The organism is Aeromonas sp. FDAARGOS 1414 (assembly GCF_019047065.1).
Taxonomy (GTDB): domain Bacteria; phylum Pseudomonadota; class Gammaproteobacteria; order Enterobacterales; family Aeromonadaceae; genus Aeromonas; species Aeromonas veronii_A.
This window is the reverse complement of sequence record NZ_CP077210.1, coordinates 250,039-267,857: the sequence shown is the minus strand read 5'-3', so window position 1 is coordinate 267,857 and position 17,819 is coordinate 250,039. Positions and strand designations below refer to the sequence as shown.

General features: G+C 61.3%; 18 protein-coding genes. 14 read left to right on the top strand and 4 right to left on the bottom strand.

From position 1 onward, the window contains the following. Positions 1-78: 78 nt before the first annotated feature. Together I6L44_RS01270 and I6L44_RS01265 are read right to left on the bottom strand one after the other, a co-directional pair. Positions 79-1,305, bottom strand: coding sequence for a winged helix-turn-helix domain-containing protein (locus I6L44_RS01270; protein WP_216953046.1), 1,227 nt, complete (start codon positions 1,303-1,305; stop codon positions 79-81). A 107-nt stretch (positions 1,306-1,412) separates the two neighbouring features. Further along, positions 1,413-2,006: a TetR/AcrR family transcriptional regulator gene (locus I6L44_RS01265; RefSeq protein WP_216953045.1), complete on the bottom strand. Its 594-nt coding sequence runs from the start codon at positions 2,004-2,006 to the stop codon at positions 1,413-1,415. Positions 2,007-2,113: 107 nt separating this feature from the next. Between I6L44_RS01265 and I6L44_RS01260 the strand changes: the two genes are divergently transcribed. Both I6L44_RS01260 and I6L44_RS01255 read left to right on the top strand, forming a co-directional pair. Beyond that, entirely contained in the window at positions 2,114-3,037 is a 924-nt protein-coding gene (locus I6L44_RS01260) for an ABC transporter six-transmembrane domain-containing protein (RefSeq protein ID WP_201904880.1), read from the top strand. Positions 3,038-3,065: 28 nt separating this feature from the next. Continuing rightward, a complete protein-coding gene (locus tag I6L44_RS01255; RefSeq protein ID WP_216953044.1) occupies positions 3,066-4,454 on the top strand; it encodes an FAD-binding oxidoreductase in 1,389 nt (462 codons plus the stop codon). Positions 4,455-4,500: 46 nt separating this feature from the next. Here the strand turns inward: I6L44_RS01255 and I6L44_RS01250 are convergent, their stop codons facing one another. Continuing rightward, on the bottom strand, positions 4,501-5,148 hold the full coding sequence (locus tag I6L44_RS01250; RefSeq protein ID WP_216953043.1) for a class I SAM-dependent methyltransferase: 648 nt from the start codon (positions 5,146-5,148) through the stop codon (positions 4,501-4,503). Between the two features lie 144 nt (positions 5,149-5,292). On the opposite strand from I6L44_RS01250, the gene I6L44_RS01245 reads away from it, so the two are divergent. The 7 genes from I6L44_RS01245 to I6L44_RS01215 all read left to right on the top strand — a co-directional run bounded on the left by I6L44_RS01245 (position 5,293) and on the right by I6L44_RS01215 (position 11,898). After that, entirely contained in the window at positions 5,293-5,967 is a 675-nt protein-coding gene (locus I6L44_RS01245; RefSeq protein WP_139463518.1) for a thermostable hemolysin, read from the top strand. Next, positions 5,964-7,460 carry an AMP-dependent synthetase/ligase gene (locus tag I6L44_RS01240; RefSeq protein ID WP_216953042.1) on the top strand — a complete coding sequence of 499 codons (1,497 nt, stop codon included), beginning with the start codon at positions 5,964-5,966 and terminating at the stop codon, positions 7,458-7,460. Before I6L44_RS01245 ends, I6L44_RS01240 begins: the two co-directional genes overlap by 4 nt. After that, positions 7,457-8,110 carry a TenA family transcriptional regulator gene (locus tag I6L44_RS01235; protein WP_216953041.1) on the top strand — a complete coding sequence of 218 codons (654 nt, stop codon included), beginning with the start codon at positions 7,457-7,459 and terminating at the stop codon, positions 8,108-8,110. Before I6L44_RS01240 ends, I6L44_RS01235 begins: the two co-directional genes overlap by 4 nt. 34 nt (positions 8,111-8,144) lie before the next feature. Then, on the top strand, positions 8,145-9,014 hold the full coding sequence (locus I6L44_RS01230) for an SDR family oxidoreductase (RefSeq protein ID WP_216950293.1): 870 nt from the start codon (positions 8,145-8,147) through the stop codon (positions 9,012-9,014). 1 nt (position 9,015) lies between these two features. Continuing rightward, positions 9,016-9,648 carry a tetratricopeptide repeat protein gene (locus I6L44_RS01225; RefSeq protein ID WP_216950292.1) on the top strand — a complete coding sequence of 211 codons (633 nt, stop codon included), beginning with the start codon at positions 9,016-9,018 and terminating at the stop codon, positions 9,646-9,648. 130 nt (positions 9,649-9,778) lie between these two features. Continuing rightward, positions 9,779-10,465, top strand: coding sequence for a response regulator (locus tag I6L44_RS01220; RefSeq protein ID WP_005335091.1), 687 nt, complete (start codon positions 9,779-9,781; stop codon positions 10,463-10,465). Continuing rightward, entirely contained in the window at positions 10,462-11,898 is a 1,437-nt protein-coding gene (locus I6L44_RS01215) for an ATP-binding protein (protein ID WP_216950291.1), read from the top strand. Before I6L44_RS01220 ends, I6L44_RS01215 begins: the two co-directional genes overlap by 4 nt. A 38-nt stretch (positions 11,899-11,936) precedes the next feature. On the opposite strand, the gene I6L44_RS01210 is transcribed toward I6L44_RS01215, so the two are convergent. Then, positions 11,937-12,431, bottom strand: coding sequence for a RimK/LysX family protein (locus tag I6L44_RS01210; protein ID WP_081990717.1), 495 nt, complete (start codon positions 12,429-12,431; stop codon positions 11,937-11,939). A gap of 381 nt (positions 12,432-12,812) precedes the next feature. Here I6L44_RS01210 and I6L44_RS01205 point away from each other — a divergent pair, with 381 nt between their 5' ends. The 5 genes from I6L44_RS01205 to I6L44_RS01185 all read left to right on the top strand — a co-directional run bounded on the left by I6L44_RS01205 (position 12,813) and on the right by I6L44_RS01185 (position 17,760). Then, entirely contained in the window at positions 12,813-13,856 is a 1,044-nt protein-coding gene (locus tag I6L44_RS01205; RefSeq protein ID WP_005348017.1) for a GMP reductase, read from the top strand. A 94-nt stretch (positions 13,857-13,950) separates the two neighbouring features. Continuing rightward, positions 13,951-15,147, top strand: coding sequence for an elongation factor P maturation arginine rhamnosyltransferase EarP (gene earP / locus I6L44_RS01200; RefSeq protein WP_216953040.1), 1,197 nt, complete (start codon positions 13,951-13,953; stop codon positions 15,145-15,147). A 45-nt stretch (positions 15,148-15,192) separates the two neighbouring features. Continuing rightward, the gene (gene efp / locus I6L44_RS01195) at positions 15,193-15,759 is read left to right on the top strand and encodes an elongation factor P (protein WP_005362323.1); all 567 of its coding nucleotides are present in this window, start codon (positions 15,193-15,195) and stop codon (positions 15,757-15,759) included. A gap of 134 nt (positions 15,760-15,893) precedes the next feature. After that, the gene (locus I6L44_RS01190; protein ID WP_216953039.1) at positions 15,894-16,658 is read left to right on the top strand and encodes a DUF3530 family protein; all 765 of its coding nucleotides are present in this window, start codon (positions 15,894-15,896) and stop codon (positions 16,656-16,658) included. A 145-nt stretch (positions 16,659-16,803) separates the two neighbouring features. Next, complete coding sequence (locus I6L44_RS01185; RefSeq protein ID WP_216953038.1) at positions 16,804-17,760, top strand: D-2-hydroxyacid dehydrogenase; 957 nt, start codon at positions 16,804-16,806, stop codon at positions 17,758-17,760. Positions 17,761-17,819: the final 59 nt, after the last annotated feature.

Genomic DNA, 17,819 nt, shown 5'->3' with positions numbered 1-17,819 from the left:
CACCATGTTGCCGCTCGTTTCATCTCCCGCTCCCGGACTGTTTATCCCTCTTGCAGCTTAGCCCAGAAGAGATTTTGCTCACTTTGCAGGGGCGCTTTCATGCCACAACGCCAGCAAATTGGCCGGAATGGCACCATAACGAAGCTGCGGCGTCTGGTGCCAGTCAGCCAGCTTTTGCAGGGCTTTCACCAGATCCTGTGCAAGCGTACGGGTCACTCTCACCCCGGCTTCCAGATAGAGGCTCTTGATCTCGAAGATCCCCTGCTGGCGATGGGCCTTGGCATCCATCCTGCCCACCAGCTTGCCACGATGCAGCAAGGGCAACACGAAGTAGCCATACTGGCGCTTGGGGGCCGGGGTATAGCATTCGATGCGATAGTCGAAGTTGAACAGCTCACTGGCCCGTTTGCGATCCCACACCAGCGGATCGAACGGCGACAAGGCTGTGGTATGGGTCGCCTTGAGGGTGCCCGCCTGTGCCCTTGCCAGCTCATCGGCCAGCGAGGCGTGCACAAAAGCGCCGTACTGCCATCCCTCCACCCGTACCGGCAACAGCTCCCCTTCGTCCGCCAGCTGATGGAGCTGGTCATCGTATTTGCCGCGCCGCAGCCGGTAGTAGTCCGCCACCCAACCGGTTTTGACCAGCCCCAGCGCCCGGCAGCTGGCGCGCACCATATCCCGCTGCGCCTGCTCGACGCTTGGCAGATCCCGCTGGTCGCTCCACTCGGGGATGACCCGCTCGGCGAGATCATAGACTCGCTGAAAGTTGCGCCGCTCCCGTACCATCAGCTGACCGGTGGTAAACAACACCTCCAGATGGCGCTTCTCCGGTTTCCAGTCCCACCAGCCATTCCCCTTGCCTGTTGTGCGTTCAAAGTCAGCCGCCCGCACCGGACCGTGCCGGCGAATGCGCTCGATCAGCTGGCCAATCTCCTGCTGATGGGTGGCGAGCCAGTTGGCCGAAAACTTCCACCCCATGGCGGCAGGGTCAAGCATCCGGTGGCGCAGCAATCGGTAATCTTCGCGGGGCACAAAGCAGGCCTCGTGGGCCCAATATTCGAAGATCTCGCCGTCGGCCAACAGCTGCTCCAGCCAACGCGGTTCGTACTGGCCAAGGCGGCTAAAGAGCACCAGATAGGGGCTGCGCGCCACCACCGAGATGGTATCGATCTGCAGCAGCGCCATGCGGCGAATAGTGGCCAGCAGATCAGCCGGGGTCGCCTTGCTGCGACGGGGGGCAAGCAGCCCCTGCGCCGCCAGTTGCAGATGACGGGCATCTTGCAGTGACAAATGGGTAATCGACATCAACAACCGCTCCCTGGTATCTGACCATCGCACGCCCGACGGATAGCCAACAAAACCGGGGGAGGTACCACGCTGGCATGCCTCCCCTCCCTTGTGTGCCAGCGCCGCTATGAGTGGGCCGGGGGCAAGACCAGCTGATTGACCACCAGCATGATCTCTTGATAAGTGGCCTCTACCGTCTCGGGGGTCGGCTCCAGAATAAGGTCATCGGCATAGCCGTTGATGAGGGAGGTGACCTGGCGCGCCAGTCGCCGGGCATCGCCCGCTACAAACTCGCCGCTGTCGATCCCCTTTTGCAGGATCTGCTCCAACACCTCGCGCCACGCCAGAATGATTTTGCGGTAGCTCTCGGCAAACACAGGGTCGCGCAGTGACTCGTTCCAGGCATCGAGGTAGATGGCCCAGGAGGCATCCTGACTGGTCGGCAGGTTGTCCCGCACAAAGAGCGGCAACGCTTCGCGGGCCGGCAGCGGCAACAGCCACTCCCGCTGCTCGGCGATCTCCTGATAGGTGAAACGCTCCACGGCACAGAGGCAGAGCTCCTTCCAATCCTTGAAGTAGTGGTAGACGTGACTGCGCGCCAGACCGGTGCGCTCGGCAATATCACGGGTTGACGATGCCGCCATCCCCTTCTCTCGAAACAGGGCCAGTACTGCCTCGATGATCATCTCTTTGCGCTGTTCTGCTGATGGGCGTGCCATCTGACCTCCTGCGATATCCATCGTTCTGCTTGACTTTGAGCAGTCGCTCAAACAAGCTTTGAGCACTCGCTCAAACTTAGCGTTTCCGACATCTTAGGAGATAACCCATGACAACACCAACCACTTCGGCAGCCAGTTGCGACGAGCAGGCCACGCCGTTGCCACACTCGGCCGGTCGTTCGCTGGGGGCGATTGCGCGGGCCAATCCACTCAAGCTGGCGGGCACCTTCTCGCTGGTGGCCCTCGAAAACATCCTGCTGGTGGTCTATCCCCTGTTTGCCGGCTTTGCCATCGACGCCATCGTCAAGGGCCAGTGGTGGCAGGCTTCAAGCTACGCCCTGATCGTGCTGCTGTTCTGGCTCATCGGCGCCCTGCGCCGGGCGGTCGATACCCGCACCTTTACCCATATCTATGCGGCACTGGCGGTGCCGGTGATCCTGACACAACGCCAGCAGCAGGAGGGGCAATCTACCATAGTGGCGCGGGTCACCCTGGCGCGGGAGTTTGTCGACTTCTTCGAGAAACATATCCCGATCCTGGCCACCAGCCTGATCTCCATCGTCGGGGCGGCCGTGATGCTGATGGTGATCGAGTTCTGGGTCGGCATCGCCTGCATGGGGGTATTGCTGCTGTTCGGCCTGCTGCTGCCCGGCTTTTCGCGCAAGAACCAGCTGCTGCACGAGCGGCTCAACGATCGACTGGAACACGAGGTCAAACTGGTCACCCATGCCCAATCAACCAGCCTCGCCCGCCACTACCGCGCGCTGGCCTGGCTCCGAATCCGGATTTCGGATCGGGAGGCACTCGCTTTTCTGGCGGTCGGCATCAGCGCCTCCCTGCTGTTCCTGCTGGCCATCACCATGCTGATGGCCCAACCCCAGGTCTCGGCAGGCCATGTCTATGCTGTGATGACCTACCTCTGGAACTTTGTCACCAGCCTGGATGAGGGGCCCGGTCTTGCCGATCAGCTGGCCCGGCTGCGAGACATAGGCCGCCGGGTCAATACCGCCCAACCCGATGAAATGATTTGATATTTTGTATCTGTAACCGGAGTAGAAGATGAATCCGACCACCCTTTGCCAACGAGCGTTGACCATGTGCATCAGCTGTTTTTTCCTCGCCGCCTGCGGCCCCAAGATGAGCGACTTTGAGCCCAACACCAGCTACTGGTTCAAGGAGAAACCGGCAGAGGAGAGTGCCCCGCTGGCACAAGATCTGAAGGTGGATATCGCCATCATAGGTGGCGGCTACAGCGGCCTCTCCAGCGCCTGGCATCTGGCCAAGGCCAATCCGTCGCTCAAGATCGCCATCTTCGAGGCCAAACAGGTGGGCAGCGGTGCCTCGGGCCGCAACGGCGGCATGGTGTTGCCGGGCTCCGAGGTGATGGACCTCTACGAAGAGGGGGAAGCGAGCAAACGTCACTACGATCTCACCGTCGCCAGCATGCGCAAGCTGCAGGCGCTGGTCGCCTCAACCGGCGTCGAGGCCGACCTCAAGCTCGATGGCTATGTGGAGGCGATCCTCGATGAGGAGGATATCGCCGAGTACCGCGACTATGTGAAAACCGCCAATCGCCTCGGCATCCCGCTCCAGTACTGGAACGCCGATACCACAGAGGAAAAACTCGGCACCGACCGCTACGTGGGGGCGGTCTACGACCCCAATGGCGGCCAAGTACACGCCATGAAACTGGTCAATGCCCTGCGCAAGGCGGTGGAGCAGGCGGGCGTCACCATCTACGAGCAGAGCCCGGTAATGGGGATCAAGGAGGGCAAGCAGATCGAGCTCAATGTAGCCGACAAGTACAAGGTGACCGCCGACAGCATAGTGCTGGCGACCAACGGCTATACCTCAAAACTTGGCTACTTCAGCGGGCGGGTCTTTCCGGTACACGCCCAGAGCGCCGTCACCGAGCCGCTTACCAAAAAACAGCTGGCCGCCATCCAGTGGCAGAGTCGGGTGCCCTATTACGACACCCGCAACATCTTGTTCCATCTGGTGTTGACCCCGGATAACCGCATCGTCATCGGCGGTGGCAATGCCGAGTACGTCTTCAACGATGGCCTCAACTACAAGGGAGATCTCAATCGGGTCAGCGAGATGATGATGACCGAGCTGGTGACCCTCTATCCGGCCCTCAAGGGGATCAAGTTTGAGCAGGTGTGGGACGGGGTGCTCGGCATGACCGGCGACAGCACTGAAGCGGTGGGGGTAATGGGGGATCACAAGAACATCTACTACGCCCTCGGCTACAACGGCCACGGCATCAACCTCTCCTTCCTGTTTGGCGACATCGTGGCCAGCCTCTATCAGGGCAAGGAGCATCCCTGGTTCAACCACGCGGAGCAGACGCTGCCGATGTGGCTGCCGCCAGAGCCGTTCAAGTCAATCGGCGTCAAATCTGCCCTGATGTACTACCAGTGGCAGGACAAGGGCTACAAGGAGTAACCGAGAGCCGAGCAAGAAACAGCCGAGTAACAGACGAAGGCACGCCTCAGGGCGTGCCTTTCTGCAATACCACCACATCGGCGTGGGGGAAGCTGAGTTCGGCCTGCCAGCTGGCGGCCAACACCTGAAACGATGCCTCGGCAAAGAAGACAATGTGGGTCGGGTCGTGGCGATAGCGCCAGTTTTTAAACCGCTCGTCACTGAGCACCCGCTGGGTCTGCAGCACCAGCAGGCCACCGGGCTTGAGGCAATCCCACAACTGCGCCAGCACCGTGCGCGGCTCGGCGATATGCTCGATCACCTCGGTACTGGTGATGAAGTCATACTGACGCATCAGCAACTCTGGAAAATCGGCGTAGAACTTGTCATACCCCGCCATCTGGTAACCCGCCTCACGCCCCATCGCCACCAGCGCCGGGCCCGGGCCACAGCCAAAATCGAGACCACTGGCAGGTAGCGGCACCCGCGCCAGCACTTCGCCAAAAGCCCGCATCAAAAAAGTGCGATAACGGGGATCATCCACCCGATTGTCGTGACCGTCATAGACCGCCTTCTCCGCCGCCTCATCCAGATGATCCGCCTCATCCAGCCAGACCAGCTCGCACGCGAGGCAGCGATGATAGCGTTTGCCCGCCACCGGCAGGGGATAACTGCGATGGCTGGCACACAGGGGGCAGCTGACGGTGGATGACATGGCGGTTCCTCTTGGGGGCTTCCTGTTGGATAACAGCGGCGCAGATTGCCTGCCCGCTGGCTCGCTGACAACTTTTTTTGCTCCTTAAGGGTTTCTTAAGTTTGCCCTTTTACTCTCAAACCATCGCAAGAGAAGGAGTCACCCATGACCATCGAGATCCAGGCCCCCTACCGATTGCTGCTAGCCAAGTCCCCGCAGCAGGTCATGGCGCTGCAAACCTATATCCAGGCAGCCTACACCCTCGAGTTCAACGCCCGCATCCCCCATTTCCTCCCCTGTCTGCTGGGGCTCTATCGGGCGGACGGGACGCTGGTCGGTGCCTGTGGTCTCAATCATGCCAGTGAGGGGCCTCTCTATCTGGAACAGTATCTGGAGCAACCCATCGAGGCCGCCATCAATACCCGCCTCGGAGTCTATCCGGCACGCAACCGCATTATCGAAGTGGGCAATCTGGCCTGCAGCGAACCGGGCAATGCCCGCCTGATGTTCGCGGCCCTGTGTCGTCTGCTATGTGAAAACGCCCTCGACTACGTGGTCTTTACCGGCACAGCCAAGCTGCGCAACAGCTTTGCCCGCCTGCAACTCAATCCGGTGGAGCTGGCCCCCGCACAGGCCCATCAGGTGGGAGCCGACGCCGATGCCTGGGGTGAGTACTACCGCTGCCAACCCAAGGTGATGGTGGGTGACATCAATCAGGGGCGCGAGGTGCTCGCCCAGCGCAGCCTGCTGCTCAATCTGCTGGCCCCCATGCCGACCCTGTTTGACGAGACCAGCAAGAGCAGTGATAACCAGACCCATCAAAAAAGGTGCGCCCAATGAGCCTGTTCGACGCCATCGCCAAACATGCCCACGAGGATCCGCAATCCCCTGCGCTGCTGAGCAGCCAGCAGCGTCTCGATTACCAGACCCTGTGGCAACAGATCCAGCGTCTGGCCAGCCAGCTGCAACAGCTCGACATCAGCCGTCTGGCGCTGCAACTGGACAACGGCCTGCCCTGGGCGCTGCTGGATCTCGCTTGCACCCGTGCCGGTATCGTGGTCATTCCGGTGCCCCACTTCTTCAGTCAGGCCCAGCAGGCCTGGTTGCTGGAGAGCAGCGGCGCCGATGCGCTGGTGGGGCCATATCATCAGGGGTGGCATGCCGCCGAGCCGCTCTCGCTGATCACCGGCGAGCTGCCGCTCTGGCGCTATATCCCGGCCAATCGACCGGCGCTTCCCAAGGGCACTGCCAAGATCACCTACACCTCCGGCACCACGGGCCAGCCCAAGGGCGTCTGCCTGTTACTGACCCAGATGATGGCGGTAAGCCATGCGCTGGCCGAGCGGGTTGCGCCAGCCAAGGTGGAAAAACACCTGACCCTGCTGCCGCTGGCGACCCTGCTTGAGAACATCACCGGCCTCTATGTGCCGCTGCTGACCGGCGCCTGCAGCCGCATTCCGTCCCTCGGGGAGCTCGGTTTCACCGGCTCCAGTTCGCTCAATGCGGCCATGCTGGGGGAAGCGCTGCTGCGCTGGTCGACCCACAGTCTGGTGCTGGTGCCCGAACTGCTGCGCCTGCTACTGGCGCTCTGCATCAGCACCCCAACGCTGGCCCAACAGCTCAAGAGCCTGCGCTTTATTGCCGTCGGTGGCGGCAAGGTGGCCCCCGACCTGATCAAACATGCCCGCCAGCTCGGCCTGCCGGTGTATGAGGGATATGGCCTCTCGGAGTGTGGCTCCGTGGTGGCGCTCAACAGCCCGGATGCTGACAAGCCCGGCAGCGTCGGCCGCCCCCTGCCCCACTGTCAGGTCACCATCGCCAGCGACGGCGAAATTATGGTGAGCGGCAGTGCCATGCTGGGCTATCTCGGCAGCAACGAACCGACTCCCGAACAGATCGCCACTGGCGAACCTTCTGCCATGCAGATCGCCACAGGCGATCTGGGTCATCTCGATGATGAGGGCTACCTCCATATCACCGGGCGCAAGAAGAATGTCCAGATCACCGCCTTTGGCCGCAACTTCTCCCCCGAGTGGGTGGAAGCCGAGGCCCAGCTCTGCCCCGCCATCGCCCGCATCGTGGTGTTTGGCGATGGCCAGCCTGCCAACGTGGCGCTGATCCAGCCCCTGCCGGGCAAAGAGGCGGATCTGCCCCACCAGATCGCCGGTCTGAACCAGCGGCTGCCCGATTATGCCCGGCTGCACCACTGGTTGCCGGTGGCGCTGGATCAACATCCCGGGCTGCTGACCGCCAACGGGCGCCCCCGTCGCAACGAGATTTACCAACACTTTTCCCGGCAAATCAGCCAATGCCTTACAGGAGAATCGTCATGAGCTTCTACCAGACTCTGCAACAAGCCACTGCCAGTGAGCGTGAGCATCTGTTCAACGCCCCCATTATCGAAGCCTGTCGCCGTGGCGATATCAGCCGTGACACCTATCTCGCCTTTCTGGCGCAGGCTTACTACCACGTGCGCCACACAGTTCCGCTGCTGATGGCAACCGGCGGCAAGCTGGGTCAGGAGTACGAGTGGGTGCGCGGCGCCATTGCCGAATACATCGACGAGGAGTATGGCCATCAGGAGTGGATCTTAAGCGATATCCGCGCCTGTGGCGGTGATGCCGAGGCGGTGCGCCACGGCCAGCCCGGGCTGTCCATCGAGCTGATGGTCGCCTTCCTCTACGACCAGATCCAGCGCGGCAACCCCATGGGCTTCTTCGGCATGGTACAGGTGCTGGAAGGCACCAGCGTGGCCATCGCCCTCACCGTCGCCGACCAGCTGAAAAAGGGTCTCGGCCTGCCACCCCAGGCGATGAGCTACCTGAGCTCCCACGGCGCCCTGGATCAGGAGCACCTCAAATTCTTTGAATCCCTGATGGATCGGGTCGAGAGCCCGGCAGATCAGGCCGCCATCATCCACGGGGCCAAGGTGGTCTACCGCCTCTATGGCGAGATGCTCTACAACCTCACCGCCACACCGTAAGTCGGCAGCAGACAGCAAAAAGGGAATCCATACCATGAACCTTGAAGGGAAACTCGTGCTGCTCACCGGCGCCAGCGGTGGCATAGGTGAGGAGCTGGCACAGGAGCTGGCCGCCCAGGGGGCCCGCCTGCTGCTGCACGGACGTCGCGGCCCGGCACTGGAGCGGCTGTGCAAGTCACTGCCTCATCCCGAGCGCCATCAGGTGGTGCTCGCCGACCTCGGCTCTGCACAGGAGCGGGCCAAGCTGTTGCAACACCCGGCGCTGGAGCATGGGATCGACATCCTGATCAACAACGCTGGCTGCAACCAGTTTGCCTGGCTGGAAGATCAGAGCTTTGAGCAGGTGGAGCGCCAACTGCTGCTCAATATCGAGGCGCCCATCCAGCTCACCCGTGCCCTGCTGCCAACCATGCGCAAGCCGGGGATCATCATGAACATGGGCTCGAGCCTGGGCAGCATCGGCTACCCCGGTTACAGCGTCTACTGCGCCAGCAAATTTGCCCTGCGCGGCTTTAGCGAAGCGCTGGGACGGGAGCTGGAGGGGAGCGGCATCAAGGTGCTGCACTTTGCCCCCCGCGCCACCCGCACCAAGCTCAACTCCGAGGCTGCCTACGAGATGAATGCAGCGCTAGGCACCCAGACCGACAGCCCGCAGGAGGTGGCCGAAGAGGCGGTCATCGCCCTGTGCAACGAAACCCGCCGCAGCTGGCTCGGCTGGCCGGAAAAACTGTTCGTGCGGCTCAATGCCATGCTGCCCGGCATTGTCGACAAGGCGCTGGCCAGACAGCTGCCGATCATCAAACGTTATGCCCGTCATCTTCAGCCAGGGACGGCTGATGCTGGCGCCAACAGCGCGCCACAACCAGACTTGTCCCGCCCGATCCCGACCAAGAAGGAGCATTAATATGAACTTTTTCCGTCAATCAGTGACCTCTTGTGCCATCGCCATCCTGCTGGGATCCACCTCAGTCATGGCCGCGGGTGATGCCCTCGTCCCCATCCAGCAACAGTGGGCCGTCTGCCAGTATCAACAGAGCGGCAAGGCGAAAGAGAGCTGCCTCGAAACCCTGAGCACCCAGGCCGAAGCGGCCAGCGCCAAGGAGCCTTTTCGCGCCGATCTGCTGATCTGGTCGGCCATCGTCAAGAGCACCTGGGCGGGGGCCAAAGGGGGGCTGGGGGCACTGGGTCTGGTGAAAGAGGCCAAAGCCAAGCTGGAGCTGGCGCTCAAGCAGGATCCCAAGGCGCTGGACGGCTCTGCCTACACCAGTCTGGGCTCCCTCTACTATCAGGTGCCCGGCTGGCCGGTCGGCTTTGGCGATGACGAAAAGGCAGAGCAGCTGCTCAAGCAGGCGCTGGCCATCAATCCGGATGGCATCGACCCCAACTTCTTCTATGGCGACTTCCTGCTGGATCAGGGTCGCAAGGCCGAGGCCAAAACCTATCTCGACAAGGCGCTGGCCGCCCCGGCTCGCCCGGGCCGCGAAGTGGCCGACGAAGGGCGCAGAATGGAGATCCGCGATCGGCTGGCCAAGCTATAAAATCCTGATGGATCAAAGAACTATTTAAACTCTGCCCACCAGCTTGCATACTGGTGGGCAGGGTTGTTTATGCCACGGCACGCCCTGGCGCTGAGCCAGATCGCCACACCCAACAAACAGGGAGAAAAGAATGCGGATCCTGCTGGTGGAAGATGATGTGATGCTGGGGGATGGTATGCAGGATGCACTGCGCCATAGCGGCTACACGGTGGACTGGCTGCAACAGGGGTTGCCCGCTCTGGCAGCCCTCAAGAGCGACGAGTTCGCCGCCCTGATCCTCGATCTCAACCTGCCCGACATCGATGGCCTCAGCCTGCTGCGCAAGTTGCGGCGTGAAGGCCACCAGTTGCCGGTGCTGATCCTCACCGCCCGCGATGCGCTGGACGATCGGGTGGTCGGCCTTGATGCCGGCTCCGATGACTACATGGTCAAGCCCTTCGCCCTGCAGGAGCTCAACGCCCGCCTGCGCGCCCTGGTTCGTCGCAGCAAGGGGCAGGCTCAGGCGGTACTGGAGTATGGCGACATCCTCATCTATCCCGAATCCCAGCAGGTCACCTATCAGGGGGAAGCGGTCAAACTCACCCCCCATGAATACAAGTTGCTGCAGGAGCTGATCAGCCAGAGCGGCCGGGTGCTGAGCAAGGATCAGCTGCAACAGAGCCTCTACGGCTGGGATGAAGGGGCCGAGAGCAACGCGGTAGAGGTGCATATCCACCATCTGCGCAAGAAGTTCTACAGCGACCTCATCCGCAATATTCGCGGGGTCGGCTACATCATTCCCCAGCTCGAACAGCCAAGCCGGACACCCGCACGATGAAACGTCCCCGCTCCATTCGCCGCTTTCTGCTCACCGGTATCCTGACGCTGGTGAGCCTGAGTCTTACCATCAGCGCCTTTATCGGCTACATGGAGGCGAGCCACGAAATGGAGGAGCTGTTTGATGCCCGCCTCGCCCAGTCGGCCCGCATCACCAATCAGCTGCTTGCTCGCTACATGGCCCAGCAGGGGCAACTGCCCGCCAACGGCACCGTCTATCAGGAGTGGGAGGCGCAAAATCCCGATGAGTGGCAAAAAGACCCCAGTCTCAACCTGACCGGCGAGGATCGGGAGATCACCCCCTACGGCCACGAGTTCGAACGCAATCTCTACTTCCAGCTGCTCGATGAAAAGGGCGGCTTGCTGCTGCGCGCCCCCAGCGCCCCGGATCAGCCGCTGGTCACCCTGGCCATCGGCTTCGACACGGTCGAAAAAGATAATCACCAGTGGCGCACCTTCACTCTCTACAACCAGCAGGAGCAGACCTGGCTGGTGGTGGCCGAGCGGGACGACGAGCGCAGCGAACTGGCCAGCAAGATGGCCACCCTCACCATGCTGCCGCTGCTGATCACCCTGCCCTTCCTGCTGGCCCTGCTCTGGTGGCTCATCACCCGCGGGCTGGCCCCCCTGCGTCAGCTGGCCCAGGCCATCAGTGAACGTCACCCCGCCAACCTGAGCCCGCTCAGCCTCAAGATAAGCGCTCAGGAGCTGACCCCCCTCACCAACGAGATCAACCGGCTGATGCAGGCGCTGGCGGAGACCATAGAGCGGGAGAAACAGTTTACCAACGAGGCGGCCCACGAGCTGCGCACCCCGCTGGCGGTGCTGCGGATCCACAGTGAAAATGCCCTGGCTGCCGAAGATGAAGTGAGCCGCCAGCAATCCCTGCACAAGATGCTGCAGGCCCTCGACCGCAGCGATCGGCTGATCCGCCAACTGCTGACCCAGGCTCGTATCGACAACCAACAGGGGCTGGTATTGACCGAGCTGGAGGTGGGCCACCTGCTGCAAGGCACCCTGGCGACCCTGGCCCCCATCGCGCTCAAGAAGGATCAGCAGCTGTCGCTGGAGTGTGAAGTGCCGCAGCTGGTGATGGGGCAGGCCACCCTGCTCGAACTGCTGTTTAGCAACCTGATCGACAATGCGCTGCGCTACACCCAGCCGGAGGGCGAGATCAGGGTGCGGGTTCAGCGAGAGGGCAATCGGGTGAGGGTGGATGTGAGCGACAATGGCCCCGGCATTCCCGCCAGCGCCTTGCCCCGGTTGTATGAACGCTTCTTTCGGGTCAATCCCCAGCAGGGGGATGGCGTGGGTCTCGGCATGGCCATCGTCTCACGCATCGCCCAGTTGCACGGCGCCGACCTCGATGTCCACAACCGGCCGAAAGGGGGGCTGGAGGTGAGCGTGCTGCTCCCGCTGCCGCCGGCAAGATAAGCGATAAGTAAAGAGCCCGCGATGCGGGCTCTTTACTTTCAATGACAATCTGGCTGCACGGTAAAGGTTCGACTGGAGTCCACCGGGCCCAGCTCCGCCAGCAGACGTCGGCCCAGCAGCACCGGATAGATCATCTTGCTGCGATCCCGCAGGGTGAACCACTCCTCATACACCTTGTCCCCCAGACAGATGGACATGGTCACCGTTGGCCGCTGCTCCATGCCGCCCGCCCCACGCACCGTCACGCTGCGCTCGACCCGCCGTTCGAACTGCTGCTTGACCAGTTTGCCGCTGTCGGCATCGGTCACCACCAACATGAAGCGCACCCAGGGCTTGCCATCCCGTTTGAATCTGGTGATAGAGCGTGCATCGAGGGAAGAGGTGAGCGCCCCGGTGTCGAGTTTCATCTTCACCGCCACGCCGGTGGGCAAAATAAGTCCCTTCTCGATCCAGCCATAGCTGGTCGGGGTCTCTGCCAGCGCACTGCCACACAGTGCCAGCATCAGGGTGATCCCCACCATCATCTTGCCCATTTTACTGCCCTGCCTTGTCAATCCTGCGCCCAGATCTACCACAGTCCCATTGTGGGTCAATCCGATTTATTTCAGCTACTTGGATAATATCTGGCGGGTCAGGAGAGAGACGACAAAGAGTGGCCGAATGGCGGCCCAAGCGGGCGGGAATATCGTAGGAGAGCAAGGCACCGAACGGTGCTGGATGAAACTGGTGGTTAACCTCAGGTTGTGACGCCAAAGGCTACCACAACAATGAGCGAATTATCAGTCTTGTTCTGAAGGGATTTTTGCCTACACTGTTGTAAACCGGAGGGCCTGAAAACCACCGGTTTTTTTGCGCCTGCCGAAAATTTGCCACTGCAAAAGTGACTTTCAACAAGGCTCAATAAGGAATTTGTAATGCGTATCGAAGAAGACTTGAAGCTCGGTTTCAAGGATGTCCTGTTCCGCCCCAAGCGCTCTACTCTCAAGAGCCGTTCCCAAGTAAGCCTGACCCGTCAGTTCACCTTCAAACACACTCAGACCCAATGGCAAGGCGTACCCGTTATCGCCGCCAACATGGATACCGTCGGCAGCTTTGCCATGGCACGCACGCTGGCCGGTTTCGAGATGATGACCGCGGTACACAAGCACTACAGCCTTGAGCAGTGGCAAGCTTTCGTCAACGAGACCGACCCGGCGCTGCTGGGCCATGTGATGGTCTCCACCGGCACCTCGGCTGAAGATTTCGCCAAGACCCGCCAGATCCTCGCCATGTCCGAAGCGCTGCGCTTCATCTGTGTCGACGTGGCCAACGGCTACTCCGAACACTTCGTCGAGTTCGTGCGCAAAATTCGTGAAGCCTGCCCCAACCACGTCATTCTGGCGGGCAACGTGGTGACTGGCGAGATGGTCGAAGAGCTGATCCTCTCCGGCGCCGACATCGTCAAGGTCGGCATCGGCCCGGGCTCGGTCTGCACCACTCGCGTCAAGACCGGTGTCGGTTATCCGCAACTCTCCGCCATCATCGAGTGTGCCGATGCGGCCCACGGCCTCGGCGGCCAGATCGTCGGTGACGGCGGCTGTACCTGCCCGGGCGACGTCGCCAAAGCGTTCGGCGGCGGTGCCGACTTCGTGATGCTGGGCGGCATGCTGGCAGCCCACGAGGAGTGCGGTGGCGAGATCGTCGATGTAGACGGTGAGCCTTTCATGAAGTTCTACGGCATGAGCTCCTCCAGCGCCATGGATAAGCACGCCGGCGGCGTCGCCGAATACCGCGCCTCCGAGGGTAAAACCGTACTACTGCCCTACCGCGGCCCGGTCGAGAACGCCGTGCGCGACATTCTGGGCGGCGTGCGCTCCACCTGTACCTACGTGGGTGCCAGCCAGCTGAAAGAGCTGACCAAGCGCACTACCTTTATCCGGGTACGCGAACAAGAGAACAACGTCTACGGCAAGGAGTAACCTGCCGCAGCGACCGTCACGCGCTGACGGTTAGAAGCCAGTCAACCGGTGTGCTACCCTGCGCACCGGTTTTTTGCATCTTGGATCCCGAGCCATGACTACTCCCCTGCCCCCGTTTGACTGGGACATCTTCTGTTGCGTCGTCGACAACTTCGGTGACATCGGCGTCACCTGGCGACTTGCCCGCCAGCTAAAACGGGAGGGGAATATTGCGGCACATGGCAATGAGGTTCAGGTGCGGCTCTGGGTGGACGATCTGGAAAGTTTCGCCCGCATCTGCCCCAAGCTCGACCCAGCGCAGGATGGCCAGTGGGTCGATGGCATCTATATCCAGCACTGGCATGAGACCCTGCCGACCGACATGACCCCGGCCAGAGTGGTGATCGAGGCTTTTGCCTGCGAGCTGCCCAACCTCTTCATAGAGCTGATGGCGAGCCAACCCAGCCCCCCATGCTGGATCAATCTGGAGTACCTCTCGGCGGAGAGCTGGGTCGAGGATTGCCACGGTCTCGCCTCGCCCCAGCGGGTTGGCAATAAAAGCCTCAATAAATACTTCTTCTTCCCGGGCTTTACCGCTAAAACCGGCGGCCTTTTGTGCGAACGCGACCTCATCACCGAACGGGAACAGTGGCAGCAAGATGAGGCGGGACTTACCGCCTACTGGGCCAGCCTCGGTTTGCCGCCAAAACAAGAGCACGAGCTGCGGGTCAGCCTCTTTACCTACGAGAGCGATGCGCTGAAGAGTCTGGTCGAGAGCTGGTGCCAGAGCGCCACGCCCGTCACCCTGCTGCTGCCGCTGGGGCGCTCTCTCAACGATGTGCTCACCGGTGCCGGTCTGACTGATGCCATCCCTGCAGCCAACGCGGGGGACCTACTCCACTCGGGCAACCTCACCATCAAGCTGCTGCCGATGACCGATCAGGCTGGCTACGATCGACTGCTGTGGAGCTGCGATCTCAATCTGGTACGCGGGGAGGACTCCTTCGTGCGGGCCCAGTGGGCGGCTCGTCCTTTCCTCTGGCACATCTACCAACAGGAGGAGGAGGCCCATCTGGTCAAGCTGGAGCAGTTCCTTGACCACTACTTATCCGATCTACCCGCCGAGTGCGGCCAATGGCTGCGCCGCTTTAATCTGGCTCTCAACCGTGGTGAAGATTGCCGCGAACTTTGGACCCAATGGCCACGATATAGCGCCATTTGGCAGCAACATGGGCGAAGCTGGTCACAGAAGTTGCTCCGGGATGGGGATCTCGTCACACGGTTGGTGAAATTTTTAGAAAGCCGTATATAATCTGGCAGTTTTTATCCGTCCGTTTCACGAACAGGAATTTTTTACATGAAAACCGCACAGGAAATCCGCGCTGGTAACGTAGTCATGATCGGCACCGAGCCGATGGTGGTTCAGAAGGCTGAATTCAACAAATCCGGCCGTAACTCCGCCGTGGTCAAAATGAAGCTGAAGGGCCTGCTGAACGGCAGCGCTACCGAGACCGTCTTCAAGGCCGACGACAAGCTGGACGTTGTTCAGCTGGAACGTAAAGAGTGCACCTACTCCTACTTCTCCGACCCCCTGTATGTCTTTATGGACACCGAGTACAACCAGTACGACGTAGAGAAAGACAACCTGGGTGACGTGCTGAACTACCTGGTAGACGGCATGGAAGACATCTGCGAAGTGACTTTCTACAACGAGAAAGCCATCTCCGTAGAACTGCCGACCACCATCGTGCGCGAAGTTGAGTACACCGAACCGGCTGCCCGTGGCGACACCTCCGGTAAAGTAACCAAGCCTGCCCGTCTGAAAGGCACTACCTACGAGCTGGCTGTTGCCGCTTTCGTAGAGATCGGTGACAAGATCGAAATCGATACCCGCACCGGCGAATTCAAGCGTCGCGTCAACTAATTGACCGCTTTGAATTGATTACAAAAAAGCGAGCCACCGGCTCGCTTTTTTATTGCCTCCGAGTTGCCATCACACCGCCCGCCTTCAGAAAATCCCGCCGCCGCCGCTAACCCAGATAACCGGGGGAGCACACTATGGCCAGATTATCCTTATCACTGCTGTTATTGACCTTGCTGGCTGGCCATGGGGCAGAGGCGAGCGAGGTCGCCCCCCCCGTTGCCGAACCTATGCCCCTCGACCACTGGCAAGCCAGCGACTGGAAAGGGTTGCCCGATGCTACCCAGATCGACAAGCAGACGGTGCTGTTCGCCAAACACGACAGTGAAAACTATCTGGGGCTCGCCATTTTACTGCCCGACTGGCAGCGCAGCGGCCAACTCTGGCAACTGACTCGCGCCCTCAGCCGACTGGGCTTTGATACCCTGCTGCTGCTCCCCTCTCCCCAGCAAACCGAGCTCGACCCTGCCGCCGAGAAAAAAGCCAAGGAGAGTGACGCCTTTCGCAAACAACTGGCCGAGCGGATCAGCAAACTGGCCGATGCCAAGCTGCAGGAGGGGGGCTTCAAGCTGATCCTGGCGCAAGGTACCGGCGCCGCCTGGACTGCCAACCTTATCGCCAGCGAACAGTTACCCGCCCCCGATGCACTGGTGCTGCTCGATGGTTTCTTCCCCAATCAGCAGAGCAACCAGACCCTGGCCAAACAGGTGGCTCAGGCGGCCATCCCGACCCTGGACCTCTATCAGGAGGATGGCGGTCGCTGGCCCCTGCTGGCCGCCGAGGCCCGCAGAAGCGAGAGCCGGCGCAGCAACAAGCTCAACTATCGCCCCTACGCCCTGATGGAGCTGGAGGAGACCCCCACCCGCATTCAGGGCTGGCTCAACCATCTGGGCTGGCTCTAAACCAGCCGCCACCGTGGCGCAATAAAGCGCGCGCCAGCTCACATCTGCCGGATAAAGCCCAACCCTGCCACGGCGACGATCTGGCCCTGACCGTATCCTCTTTGGCATCATGGCCTCTCGAACCTGAACAATGGCAGGAAGGCCCATGCAGCAGATTGTGTTTCTCGACAGCGATACCCTGGATGCGGGCATCACCCTGCATCACCCCGACTTCCCCCACCACTGGCAGAGCTATCCAAGTACTACCCCGGAACAGGTGGTGGAACGGCTCAAAGATGCCAGCATCGCCATCATCAACAAGGTACGGATCGGCGCCGCCGAACTGGCCCAGCTGCCGGAGCTCAAACTCATCGCGCTCGCCGCAACCGGCAGCGACAACGTGGATCTGGAAGCGTGCCGCGCCGCCAACGTCGGGGTGTGCAATATCCGCAACTACTCGGGCCCCTCGGTGCCGGAGCACGCCATGGCGCTGATGCTGGCCCTGTCGCGCAACCTCTTCTGCTGGCGCCAGTCGCTGCTGGAGGGACGCTGGCAACAGAGCGGCCAGTTCTGCTTTTTCGACCACAACATCATGGATCTGCACGGCAAGCAGCTTGGCATCATCGGTAAGGGAACTCTGGGACAGGCGCTTGGCGAGCGGGCCAAAGGGATGGGGATGACAGTGCGTTACGCCCAGAGCCAGGTCGGCGCCAGTCACGGCGAGGATCGCCTCCCCCTCGACGAGTTGCTGCAAAGCTCGGACGTCATCAGCCTGCACTGCCCGCTCACCCCCTACACCCGCAACCTGATTGGCGAGCGGGAGCTGGATCTGATGAAACCGGGCGCCCTGCTGATCAACGTCGGCCGTGGCGGGCTGGTGGATGAGGAGGCGCTGCTGCAAGCACTGGCCAACGGCCGCCTCGGTGGCGCCGGTTTCGATGTGGCGAGCGTCGAACCCCCGCCCCCCGACCATCCCTTGATGAAAGCGCTGCAATACCCCCACTTCATTCTGACCCCCCATGTGGCCTGGGCCAGCGAAGAGTCGATGCAGCGACTGGCCGACCAGCTTATCGACAACATCAACGCCTTTGCCGCCGGTCGCCGCCAGCACCGGCTGGTGTGACTGCACGATCGAGTAACCACAAAATCGAGTGACCACACCATGCAAAACGGGACCAACAG